This is a genomic window from Paenibacillus sp. FSL H3-0286 (assembly GCF_045040705.1).
Lineage (GTDB): Bacteria > Bacillota > Bacilli > Paenibacillales > Paenibacillaceae > Paenibacillus_AQ > Paenibacillus_AQ odorifer.
In genome coordinates this window covers 3012344-3025210 of the sequence record NZ_CP150285.1, presented here as the reverse complement: position 1 = coordinate 3025210, position 12867 = coordinate 3012344, and the positions used below count along the sequence as shown (strand labels likewise).

10 protein-coding genes are annotated in these 12867 nt (G+C 43.7%); 1 reads left to right on the top strand and 9 read right to left on the bottom strand.

The features are described from left to right. Nucleotides 1-66: 66 nt before the first annotated feature. Nucleotides 67-1980, top strand: a complete 1914-nt coding sequence (gene thrS / locus MHB37_RS13525; RefSeq protein WP_076301819.1) for a threonine--tRNA ligase — start codon at nt 67-69, stop codon at nt 1978-1980. Nucleotides 1981-2060: 80 nt separating this feature from the next. Here thrS and MHB37_RS13520 read toward each other — a convergent pair whose 3' ends face one another. From MHB37_RS13520 to MHB37_RS13480, 9 genes are all read right to left on the bottom strand, one after another. Next, nucleotides 2061-3050 carry an aldose 1-epimerase gene (locus MHB37_RS13520; RefSeq protein ID WP_405169495.1) on the bottom strand — a complete coding sequence of 330 codons (990 nt, stop codon included), beginning with the start codon at nt 3048-3050 and terminating at the stop codon, nt 2061-2063. A gap of 84 nt (nt 3051-3134) precedes the next feature. Beyond that, nucleotides 3135-3851 (bottom strand): MgtC/SapB family protein, encoded by a 717-nt coding sequence (locus MHB37_RS13515; RefSeq protein ID WP_036686231.1) that lies wholly within the window; start codon nt 3849-3851, stop codon nt 3135-3137. Between the two features lie 181 nt (nt 3852-4032). After that, nucleotides 4033-4824 carry an SDR family NAD(P)-dependent oxidoreductase gene (locus tag MHB37_RS13510; protein ID WP_076105002.1) on the bottom strand — a complete coding sequence of 264 codons (792 nt, stop codon included), beginning with the start codon at nt 4822-4824 and terminating at the stop codon, nt 4033-4035. A gap of 112 nt (nt 4825-4936) precedes the next feature. Next, nucleotides 4937-6049 (bottom strand): rhamnogalacturonan acetylesterase, encoded by a 1113-nt coding sequence (locus tag MHB37_RS13505; RefSeq protein WP_076301817.1) that lies wholly within the window; start codon nt 6047-6049, stop codon nt 4937-4939. A gap of 57 nt (nt 6050-6106) precedes the next feature. Beyond that, entirely contained in the window at nt 6107-6946 is an 840-nt protein-coding gene (locus MHB37_RS13500; RefSeq protein ID WP_038570347.1) for a carbohydrate ABC transporter permease, read from the bottom strand. A gap of 3 nt (nt 6947-6949) precedes the next feature. Further along, a complete protein-coding gene (locus MHB37_RS13495) occupies nt 6950-7870 on the bottom strand; it encodes a carbohydrate ABC transporter permease (protein ID WP_076105030.1) in 921 nt (306 codons plus the stop codon). A 143-nt stretch (nt 7871-8013) separates the two neighbouring features. Further along, a complete protein-coding gene (locus MHB37_RS13490; RefSeq protein WP_036686225.1) occupies nt 8014-9351 on the bottom strand; it encodes an extracellular solute-binding protein in 1338 nt (445 codons plus the stop codon). 121 nt (nt 9352-9472) lie between these two features. Continuing rightward, the gene (locus MHB37_RS13485) at nt 9473-11041 is read right to left on the bottom strand and encodes a response regulator (RefSeq protein WP_076301816.1); all 1569 of its coding nucleotides are present in this window, start codon (nt 11039-11041) and stop codon (nt 9473-9475) included. Continuing rightward, nucleotides 11034-12800 (bottom strand): sensor histidine kinase, encoded by a 1767-nt coding sequence (locus MHB37_RS13480; protein ID WP_076301953.1) that lies wholly within the window; start codon nt 12798-12800, stop codon nt 11034-11036. Before MHB37_RS13480 ends, MHB37_RS13485 begins: the two co-directional genes overlap by 8 nt. Nucleotides 12801-12867: the final 67 nt, after the last annotated feature.

The window sequence follows — 12867 nt, the reverse complement described above, 5'->3', positions numbered from 1 at the left end:
TTTCTGGGAGAGATGCGTTTTTTTGCGTTCACAACTAACAATATTTGAGAAATGGAGGCTAAAATCATGAAGATCAAGGTAACACTGCAAGATGGAACAATTAGAGAGGTACTGCAAGGAACAACGATTAAAGAAGCAGCAGGTGCCATAAGTACCAGTCTGAAAAAAAATGCTGTAGCTGGAAAAATTGATGGAAAATCTGTTGATCTAAACCAAGCGATCGAACATGATTGCCGGCTCGATATTGTTACGTTGGATAGCAAAGACGGTCTTGAGGTTTATAGACACAGTACTGCACATATCATGGCGCAGGCCATAAAACGTATATATGGAGATAAAGCTGTCCAGCTAGGCATAGGTCCTGTTATCGAAGACGGCTTCTACTATGACATTGATATTGAGAAACCTCTATCCACTGATGATCTTGCTGCAATCGAACAAGAAATGGCGAAAATCATCCAAGAGAATCACCAGATTGTCCGCCGTGTGGTGAGCCGCGCAGAGGCCATTAAACTTTTTGAAGAGCTGAATGAGCCTTTAAAGCTGGAGCTTATTCATGATCTGCCGGCAGACACAGTATTAACTATTTATGATCAAGGTGAATTCTCCGATCTTTGCCGTGGGCCACATCTTCCCTCAACTGGCTTGGTCAAAGCCTTTAAGCTGTTGAATGTAGCGGGTGCCTACTGGCGTGGAGATTCCAATAACAAAATGCTGCAACGTATTTATGGAACTGCCTTTCCAAAAAAAGCGCAGTTAGAGGAACATTTACTGTTTCTTGAAGAAGCTAAAAAACGTGACCACCGTAAGCTCGGCAAAGAACTTGAGTTGTTCATGTTCTCAGAAGAAGCGCCAGGCATGCCCTTCTATCTTCCCAAGGGAATGACAATCCGTACAGAGCTTGAGAACTTTGCCCGGGAATTACAAAGACAGAGAGATTACGATGAAGTTCGTACACCGCTGATGATGAACAATCGGCTTTGGGAGCAGTCAGGGCACTGGGATCACTACAAGGACAATATGTATTTCACAGATGTAGATGAAACAAAATTTGCCCTTAAGCCGATGAACTGCCCTGGGCATATGCTAATTTTCAAAAATAATCTGCATTCCTACCGGGAACTGCCTATCCGTATCTCGGAATTTGGTCAAGTGCATCGCCATGAATATTCCGGAGCATTGAACGGGATGATGAGAGTCCGCACTTTCTGTCAGGATGATGCTCACCTCTTCGTTTTACCAGAGCAAATTGAGGATGAAATAAGACGGGTAATCTCACTGATTGACCATATTTATCAAGTGTTCGGCTTTGAGTATAAGATTGAATTATCAACTCGGCCGGCAGATTATATGGGATCTGAAGAATTATGGGATCAGGCTGAACAATCTTTACAAAATGTATTAGACAATCTCGCTATCGAATATCGTGTGAATGAAGGGGATGGCGCGTTCTATGGACCTAAGATTGATTTCCATATCTTAGATGCGCTAAAACGAAGCTGGCAATGTGGAACAATCCAACTAGATTGGCAAATGCCAGAGAAATTCGATCTTACTTACATCGGGGAAGATAATCTTAAACATCGCCCGGTCGTAATCCATCGCGCTGTTTATGGGTCGATCGATCGTTTTATGGGGATTATTACTGAACATTTCGCTGGAGCTTTCCCACTGTGGCTCGCACCTGTTCATGCGAAGTTATTGCCAGTCTCTGAGAACTATGTTGACTATGCACTGCAAGTGAAGCATCACATGGAGAAGGCTGGCATTCGTGTCGAAGTAGATATCCGAAATGAGAAGTTAGGCTACAAAATTCGTGAAGCTCAGCTTGAAAAAGCACCTTACATGCTCGTACTTGGAGAGAACGAAAAAAATTCCGACACTGTCTCTGTAAGAAAACGTGGTGAAGGTGATCTTGGTTCGAAGAATATCCAAGACATCATTGAACAGATTAATGAAGAGATTATTAGTAAGAGATAAATTTAAGGGGCTGTCAAATCGTAGAAAAACTACGTTTGAGACAGCCCCTTCTTTATAACCTATTCATGTTCACAGGAACTCTATTTTACGTACAGGCGGCTGCTTTCTTCCCAATATTCGCCTGGTTTCAGGCTGAATAAGCCGATTTCATCAGCAGGAAGATCTACCATTGGTGCATTCACCAAGTTAATTTGTGGCTCAGGGCAGAAGAACTGTTCTGTAGCACCGTTATTCCAGATCATCCATTGTTTGTACGAAGTCCCTACATCATACACCAAGGTTACTCCAGCTTTGCTATCGGTAAGCTCCATCCGGTTGCGTCCGTTCTGAGGTACAGCCGTGTAGTGATTGTCCATCGATGCAAAATATGGATTCACACCTTCTTCACGAAGCTGAACTTCCCCTGGCTCCAACGCCTGGAATTTGCCTGTTGGCAGCATGCGGTCGTTGAGCTCCCAGCGCTCGCCAATAGTAGCTTTTACGCGGTAATCTTGTGCACTGCTTCCTGGTGCGAAAGGTGCGTTAATGGCAGTGTGGAATGCCAGCAAGCAAGGCATCACATCTTCTCCATCATTGTGTACCAGCACCTGTTGAGATAATCCTCCTTCGCCGAGGGTATAACGCAATTTGATCGTATACTTATGTGGCAGGTACTGATAAGAAGGATGATTCTCATCCACCTTGATGAATACGGTTACGAAGCTTTCATTCTTACCGCTGCCAAATTCTTCGACTTCCCAAGCTGCAGTATGTAAAAATCCGTGTAAATGGTTGCCCGTTGCAACTTCATTTACTGGGAATTGATAAGTTTGACCATTCCATGGAAATTTACCATCCTCATAACGATTTGGAGGAAATAATACAGGAATTCCGTGAATCCCCGGACTTGCCTTGAAGGCTTCCATTTCTTCAGCTCCAGGCTCATGCAGGAAGCGATATCCGTTTTCGGTATCTCGGAAACAGATCAGGTTGCCGCCAATGCCTGGCAGAATAGCTGCCTCATAACGACCGGCTTTCAACCAGATAGCTGCTTCTCCTTCATATAGTTCTTCATACGCTGTGATTGTCATAATATATTGTTCTCCCTTCCAGTGTCTGATAATTGTCTCCACTTGATAGATTACCACATCTAGTCATGAGGTGACATGACCTTTTTACAATTGCTCCACTTCTACGCTCATTACATGTTCAATTTTCTTCACATCGTAATAGATTTCTGTTGCGTAATCCCGATCCGGTGCTGAGATCACCATATCGATCATTTGTCTGCCATCTTCCAAATCTTTAATTTTCATTCTTCGAATCGCTCGGGATGGACCTCTAGTACTACGCTGCGAACTGACCTGAGGCCGCTCGATTTTTTGGATCACTTCCGTAAGCACAAAATTAGCTTCCATAATGATCCTCACTGAAACTTCATGTTTATTCAGTACTTCTGGTCCTAGCGAGCGGATTAAATGAGGAACTAAATTCACAGCAAACATCAGCAGAATAACCGCATATGCTGCCTCAATATAGAATCCCGCACCCACAGCTATACCAATTCCAGAAGCTGTCCAGATGAGTGCTGCCGAAGTAAGACCCGAAATGGCATCTCCGCCTCTACGCAGAATAACACCCGCACCCAAAAAACCAATCCCGCTGACAATCTGAGCCGCAAGCCGCATTGGGTCCATGTTTGGATGCTCTGGTCCCGCGAACTTATCAAAGGCATGGATAGACACCACTGTGACAAGACAGCTCGCAATGCTTATGACCATACTGGTCCGTATCCCCAGCGGTTTCTGCTTGATCTGTCGGTCAATCCCGATGAACAGCCCGAACAGCATGGCCACTAGTAACTTCATTAATGATTCCAATTGAAAATCCATATCGCAATCTCCTTTCTCCAGAGATACTCCATTATAACGGAAATTGGAGATAATGATTAGCTTTATTTTACAACAAAAAACGGCATAACCATCCTCAGCGCATATGCTCTTTCGACCCGTGTGGTCCGGCATAGCGACGAGGATGGAATCCGTTATGAGAGGCCAAGATTATGTTGAAAAATTAACCATGCAGAAGCGACTCTGCACCGTCACAATAAATTTCCGTCCCCGTAATATGATCTGAATCTTCAGACGCCAGAAACAGCGCCAGCTTCGCTACTTGATCAGGTCGCCCCGGACCTTCTTCCAGCGGTTGATCTCCCTCAGGAAATTCTACTGGGATTTTCACTTCTTTCAGATCCTCTGATGGAAAAGTGTTGTCATCTATATTGGTTTTTATAGCCCCAGGACAGATCGCATTTACGCGGATTTGAAATTGAGCCAGTTCCAGTGCCGCCATTTTCATAAAAGCAACCTGTCCTGCCTTTGTCGTACTGTAAGCAGAAAAACCAACATTAGAAAATACACGATTTCCGTTAATGGAGCTGTTGATCAGGATGCTGCCTCCGCTTTCTTTTAGATGCGGTATCGCATATTTAACAGTCGCGAAGGTTCCACGCAGGTTAATATGAATGGTCTGATCCCAAGCTTCAATATCCATCGTTTCAATAGGCGTCATCGCCCCATTAATCCCTGCGTTGGCAAAAACAACATCAAGACGACCCCATTTCGCGGCCGCCTTATTTATCGCCGCTTCCACTTGTGGTGGTTCAGCAACATCACATTCGATAACTAGGGCTTCTCCACCCTCTTTCTCCACTTGCTGTCTAACCTTTTCAGCGTTCTCTACAGTTCTGTCCAATAATACAACTTTGGCTCCGTTACGTGCGAACTCAAGCACGGTTGCCCGGCCAATTCCTGAGCCGCCTCCGGTTACAACTGCAACCTTACCTACAAGCTTTTTATCTGCCATATCGTGATATCCTCCTTCTTATCATGCAAGTCTTCCAGTTAAGTTCTTTCCTTAACCTTAACCTTGCATACAGAAGTTGAACCGACAGATATTTACTTTTCCTTTAGGATTATTATTCTCCCTGACGAAGATGAATGATGAGATCGTTTAATCCGGCTTCCCGGATCCCTTCCACTATAAGCTCAGCTAGAAGACGAGCCCCTAAAATCTGAAAATGTGTATTATCCTGCACGCCACCTGGATGCGCAATAAATTCTCCTGGATAGCTCCACATGAATAAATCTTTTGAGCCCTCTGAGCCATAAGCTTCAAAGAGCTTGCGGCTCTTCTCGGCTAAATCAATCAGTGGAACCTGCTCGGTATCTGCGAGTTCCCGCATGGCGATTAAATAATCTCCATGCGTGTCTACAATTGCTTCTTCACTATCAAATCTTCGCCGATGTACAGAGCTCACAAGAACCGGATAGGCCCCCGTTTCTCGTGCGACTGTAATCAACCGGAGCAAATGTTCTTTATATGTAGTAAAGGGCTCGGTATGTCTTAAATCATCAGTTTTGGAATCATTATGTCCAAACTGGATGAACAGATAATCTCTGGGTCTGATATCTGCGGCAATGTCCTCCAAATGCCCTTCCTCAATAAAACTCTTCGAACTGCGTCCAGAAAGTGCTCGGTTATCTACAGCTATTCCGGCTTTGAAGCAGCGTGGAAGCAGTTGGCCCCACCCCGCATAGGGGTAACCTTCTTCCCCTTGATCGGTCACCGTGGAATCTCCCGCCAGGAACAAGACTAGCGCTTCATTGTCCACCTGAATGTCCAAGGCATTGATACGCGGTGCCGCACCCGAGAACGATAGCTTTAGCTGCCCATCCTTAATCCTAATTGCAAAGGATTCGCGTAAGTATTGGCCTGCAGGCACATTTAGCGTGTCCAATACGAACTTGCCTTTTCCAGCTTTGATAAATGTGCTGGTATCTGCCAGAGCATCACCCAACAGCAGCGTAACACGGTAGATCCCATTCGGGAGATCCAGAAGAAAAACTGCTTTCTGTGGGATGCAGCAATCGCTTCGCAGTATATCTGTTCCCCCTCTGAAACGACCAAAGACGGTGGAATCAGAAGTGAAACCATACCCTGTTTCCTTAGAATAAGATGTGTCCGGCCGAATTTTGGTGTAGCCAGGCTCAGCTTCCTTAATCCCAAAATCAAAACGATAGCTATCCAAATTCAGCCGCACCTTTCTTAATTAGAGATTTAAAACATTAATATTCGTTTGCTGAAATCAACCTTTCAAACCACTGGTGCTGATTCCTTCTACAATCTGCTTTTGGAAGATAAAGAAGATAATCATGACTGGTGCCAAACTTAGAACAGACATGGCGAACATTGGACCCCAGTTGGATACAGACTCACTGTCCAGGAACATTTTCAACCCCATCGAAACTGTGTATTTAGAAGGTGAGTTCAAGTACAATACCGGTCCAAGCAAGTCTTCCCAACGCCAATAGAAGGAAAAGATTGCCGCAGTAGCCATAGAAGGACGGATAAGCGGAAGTATGATTCTGAAATAAAGTCCAAATTTCCCACAACCATCGATGGTAGCCGCTTCATCAAGTTCAACAGGAATGGTCCGAATAAACTGCAGCATTAGGAAAATGAAAAACGGGACACCGAAGAACTGTGGAACAACGATCGGTTTGATACTGTCGAGCCATTCCAATTTGGCATAGATAATGTATTGAGGGACGAGCACCACATCGGAAGGAAGCATCAGGGTCATCATCATGATTCCGAACCATAAGCCATGGCCTACAAATTTATTGCGGGCAAAACCAAAGGCAACCAGTGAAGATGAAATGACTGCGCCCAGTGTTGCGACAATGACAATTACAAAAGAGTTCTTGATGAAGACACCAAAGGAGTAACCTGCAATACCTTCCCAGCCTTTAGCATAGTTCCCCCATTCCCATGGATCAGGTATAAGGTGCTGCGCTGTAACAAACACAAGCCGGCTCTCTTTAAAAGAACTCATGATCATCCACAGAATCGGATACAGCATAACGATAGCGAGGCCACCTATAAGGATGTGATAAAGCGGCCATTTCAGTTTAATTTTCGCCATGGATTATTTTCCTCCTTCCGACTCGTAGAAGACCCACGATTTGGATGTCTTGAACAAGATTCCGGTCATGATGCCGACAAGCAACAACATCACCCAAGCCATAGCCGAAGCATAACCCATATTATTAAACATAAAAGCCTGACGGAATAAATAGAGAGAATACAACATAGTGCCGTCCATAGGTCCGCCTTCACCTTTAGAGATAATATAAGCTGGAACAAAGGTCATAAATGCGCTGATCGTCTGCATAACTAGATTAAACAGAATCACTGAACTTAAGAGTGGCATAGTAATCTTGAAGAACTTTCTGAAGAATCCGGCTCCATCCACACTAGCTGCCTCATACATTTCACCAGGAATATTTTTGAGACCTGCCAGAAAGATCAACATGGATGAGCCAAACTGCCACACAGATAGAGTTATCAACATGATAAGCGCAGCGTTCGGATTGCCAAACCAACTTACCGGTCCAATTCCGAAAAAGCCAAGCATGCCGTTAATAATTCCAGTATCACTAAAAATATTACGCCACATGATGGAGACCGCCACACTACCACCTATAATAGAAGGTAAATAATAAGTTGTCCGATAGGCTCCTACCATACGTGATTTCGTATTTAGAATCATGGCCACAAATAATGCGAAGGTTAGACGTAAAGGCACACCGATAAATACGTAAAGCAGCGTTACCTTTAGTGAATGCAAATATTTCGGGTCATTTGAGAACATTTTGATGTAATTATCAAATCCAATCCACTTAGGTGGAGCGAATAAATTGTATTTGGTAAAAGAAAGATACAGCGAAATGATCATCGGGATCAGTGTGAAGCAAAGGAAGCCAATGACGAACGGACTGATGAAGGCATATCCTGTAAGGTTGCTTCGTAACCGCCGGCCGGTGAGGTTCTTTTTCTTAACAGCCAATGGATTCGAAGGTAGGGGATTCGTTAATGCCAAGGGTCTCCAACTCCTTTTTATGTGAATAATATGGGAAACGGGATGCCGCCTAGCGAAATGGCACGCCGTTTCCCATGTGAGACGCAGTATAGTTATCTGTTACCCTACGATTAACGGCTGGAGAGAATAGAGTTCGCTTCTTTTCGGAACTGTGCTGCTGCTGCTGCTGGATCGATTTTTCCGAAGTTCATTTGTTCAGCAAGGTCTGTAAGCAGGGCTACAACCTCTGGTGATCCTACCGGTGGACTCATAGGTGAAGTAGTAGGCTCCATGTCAGCAACAAACTTAAATACTTGCTTACCGGAATCAGTTAATTGTGTAGCTACAGATTCTTTGATTTTGCTTGAAATCGGTACTCCGCGTTCGCCTTTGATCAGGTTGTTAGCTTCCACATCATTAATCCAGAAATCAACGAACTTCGCTGCTTCTTCCTTCACTTTAGAGTTAGAAGTAATTGACCAGTACATACTTGGCTGCATGTAAAGCCCTTTATCCATATCTGGACCAGGCATTTGTGCCAGCTCCATAGGACGATTTACAGCGATTTGCAAAGCAACGTATTGGTTCGACCATTGCCATACACCGATACCTGTCCCTTTAACAATATCCGACTCTTCAATAACCCCTTTATTTTGGCTCAGTTTGTCTTGTGATGGGACCGCTCCATCTTTAATCAAACCAGACAACATTCCGAAAAAGTCAGTGAACAACGCATCGTCCTCATAGCCAAGTGCGGAACCATCATTGTTATAGAGTGCCAGCCCTTTTGTACGCAGATAATAGTTGAAGAACACGTCTGCTGCCATGGAACCGTCCATATACAGTCCAGCCGACTTAGCTTTTGCGGCGATTTCCTTGTATTGATCCCAAGTCCAATTCTCTGGGATAGAATCAACACCTGCCTTTTTCAGCAATTCTGGATCATATTGAAAACCAAGTACGTTAACCCCTAACGGAATTCCGTATTGCTTCTCACCGATCACTCCAGTACTCAGCACGTTCTCATTCACATCGCCGACTTGAATCTGAGAGTTCAAATAAGGTTTCAAATCTTCGAGCTGTCCATTAGATCCATATTGATTAATATAGGAAATATCCATTTGAACGATATCAGGAAGTCTATTTGCAGCAGCTTGCGGAGCAAGCTTTTTCCAGTAATCATCAAAGGATGCATATTCAGGCTCAATGGTTACATTCGGATATTTGGCTTCATACATATCAATAACTTGTTGTGTATAAGAATGTCTTGTATCTCCACCCCACCATGCGATTCGCAGGGTTACTGGTTCTGCTGAGGTTGTGGCCGCAGGTTTCGTTTCTGAAGGAGTATTTGTAGCGGAATCCGTAGCGGCAGCATTATTATTGTTGTTACCTCCACCGCAACCAGCTAACATCGACGACAGCAATAATGGTACGGCTAGTAAAGCGAATCTCTTTTTCAATTTCATGTCCCCTTTTCCTATGATAGTGTAAAGGCTCTGATCCCTTTAGGTAGCGCTTTCATTGGTTAAATTTTCTCAAATATTCCGTGATTATTGAATACAAAAAACCGTCTTGTTTGTTCAATAATCAGTTCGCTTGAGGGGGTTTCATGAAATCTGTAGGGGTCTGGCCGGTTACTTTTTTAAATACCTGACTGAAATATTGTGCATTTCCACCGAAGCCGAACATTTCAGCCAGCTCAAATACTCTTACATCCCCACTTCTCAAAATATGCTCCGATGCTTTAGCAATCCGGTAATTGGTTACGTAATTCGAGAATTTCTCTCCGGTAATTTTCTTGAATATTTTGCCTAGATAGTCGGGATTCATATATAACATTTCAGCAGCGACCGAGCTAAGCGACAGCTCTGCATTCTTGTAATCCTCTGCGATAATTTTGAACATTTTGTCTACAATAAGTGATTGCCGGGAACTAAAATGTCGGTCATACATCGCTGTTAAGCGAACCGCTGCCTCTTTGACGTATGCTTTTAAACCTCCCAAGGTTCTAATTTCGGCAAGCTCCGCCAAGCCTGATGTGAAGCTATTTCTTTCATCAGGGACTGCTAAACGAATCATAGCGGAATATAACTGTAAAACATAAGAACGCGTCACGTTAATATCTAACCGCTCATCTGCGAGCAAGTTGAATAATCGTTCCAATTCCAGCTCAACCGTATTTTGATCGCCTGCTTTTATAAGTAGACAAATATGCTCTTCATCTAGCTCGATATCATTTCTTCCACTTAGCTCATCACTTGGGATATCACTCCCGGTAATCAAACCGCCCGCCTCCAAATAAAAACGATGGTTCAGGCACTGCAAGGTCTGACGATACAATCTCCGGGAATGAATCATAAGGTCAGCATCACTAATCGCGATTGTCACATCCATTTTATAAAACTTGCAGAATACCTCTCTTACTTCAGCGATACGTTTAAGCAAGGGGCTATTCCGCATCGTATTTCCTTCGTCTTCCAGTAATATTAATAAATGACCGCCTATCGTCGCACTCAGGAGTGTTTCCTGAAGTACGTCCTGGGCAATATTTTGCAGAGCGAACAATTGCTCATATTCGTAAGAACCTTCTAGTCGGAACAGGAGCAAGCGTACCGTTTTGTCATTGAGTTCAATGCCGAATAATTCCTGATAGTACTCTAGATCCTGACTTCCATAAGTTTTGTTAGAGATCCATTCCTTCAAAAATTGTTCTTTCACATGGGGCAATACCTTCTGAAGACGTTGTTTCATGCTATTTACGAATTCGCCCCGGCTCTTCTGTTCATCGAGCTCTGCTACCAGCTCAACCAGTGCATCATGGATCTGATTCTCATTGCACGGCTTTAAAAGATAATGTTTAACCCCGTTCTGCATAGCAATACAAGCATAATCAAAATCCTTATAACCAGTCAGCATAACGAATTTCACGTCTGGAAATCGTTCACTGCATTTTTGCACCAGTCCCAAACCATCTAAACCAGGCATAGAAATATCCGTAATCACTATTTCAGGGTTAAGCTCCTCTATTTTCACCAAAGCCTCAATCCCGTTCCACGCCGTGCCTACAAGCTCTGTTCCCGCTCGTCCCCAGTCCACAACCTGCGATATCCCTTCCAGAATCAAGCGTTCATCATCCACCAGCAGCAGTTTATACATTCTCTAGCACTCCTTTTAAGTAAGGTATACGCACATGTATAGTTGTTCCTTGACCCGGTTTACTTTCTATGGAAGTGCCCCATTCAGGGCCAAAGACGATTTGAATCCTTTCCGCGATGTTAGCTAAGCCGATGCCTTCTCCACGGGTCTTAACTCTTCCCATCTGCAAATCTTTGATAAATTCAGCGCTCATTCCCGGTCCATTATCACTGACTCTGATATCGAGGCCCTGCTCTTCTTCACTAACTGTTATAGAAATGGTACACGGTTCAATATTAGGCTCTAGTGCATAGCGGATAGCATTTTCGATTAAAGGCTGCAAGGTCAGCTTCGGAATCAAAGCGTCATGCAGATGTTCAGGTACATCCATCCGGAAATCAAGCCTCTCATCAAACCGTGTTTTCTGGATAATGACATAATTGCGCACGATAGTGATCTCTTTTTCTAGTGTAATCAGCGGATCCTTTAGACCAATAGAGCTGCGGAACAAGTAACCGAGCGCTTCTACCATTTCTGAGATTTTGGCTTGTTTGTTCATTTTGGCTAACCAGTTGATTGATTCCAGTGTATTGTACAAAAAATGCGGATTAATCTGGGCCTGCAAAGCTTTTAGCTCTGTCTCTCTAATAATCAGCTGCTTCGCATAGTTCTCATCAATAAGCTCTCTGATCCTGCGGATCATCATTTTAAAAGTCCGGTTTAGCTGACTAACCTCGTCCTGCGCAGTCTGTGAAACCACACCTAATGACTGTTCCTCCAGATTGTCCAGATCGCCCTTCTCGATTTGCTTCATTTTTTTGGTCAGCTTAGAGATCGGACGTACAATACTGCGAGCAAGCCTGTAGCCTAAAAGGAGACCAATTAATAAGATTAGTGCGAATATGATGACGACCAGCTTTTTGACAAAAGTAATATGTTTGAACATCTCATTAAATGGAGTGGCATTGATGTAGATCCAATCTATATAAGATGATTTCGTCTTGGTTATAAAATAAGTACCTTCTTGATATTTGGCCGTGCGATATAGCTCCGGACGTTCTGTCTCTTCTTTAAGCTCTTCTGGCAAAAGAATCGGCGCTTCAGGATAGATTGCCTGTCCCGTCGTGGCATCAACTGCGATTAATTGGTCAGTTTCGCTCGTACTATCCGCAATGATTAGATCGATCCGAATACGGATCACGAGTGTACCCAGATCATCCAGCGTAAACGTTGACCCTGTATAAGATTTAATCTGCCGAACCGCCAAAAGTGAATTTCTGTTTCCTTGCGGATACCACACTATACTCCCGCTAGCTTCCGCAGCTAACGGCTTTAACTGATCCTGCAGATCCTGTGATACTCCTTCACGATTGCCCGCAGTCATTACTCCGCCACTCGTATCCATCAGCATCATGGAATAAACGTATTTCTCTGCCCCTGCAAAAGCAACCAGCCTGTTTATGATCTTGTTATGTAGAACTTGTCTTTCATAAGGCTGTGGATCATTCTGCAATTGGCGCAGGCATTCCTGAATTTGCTCATCAGACACCACTGTAAAAGAAAGCTGATCCAATTCTCTTAGGGCATTTTCGATGCTAATGGAGGACATCCCCAGTACCTCAGAGGCCTTTTCATAAATTTGCTTGTCATAGATACGATACACATATTGTAAAACGGTCAAAGAGAATAAAAAGGAAAGTAGAAGCAAAAAGGAAATAATCAGTATCATTTTGTTGAAAATGCCCGAACTTCTGTAAGCGCTAACATTTTTCCAAATCATCTGCATTCTCCGCTCCCTAAATATGATAATTTTCATTTATTATCACTATAATTCCATTATAAACCAT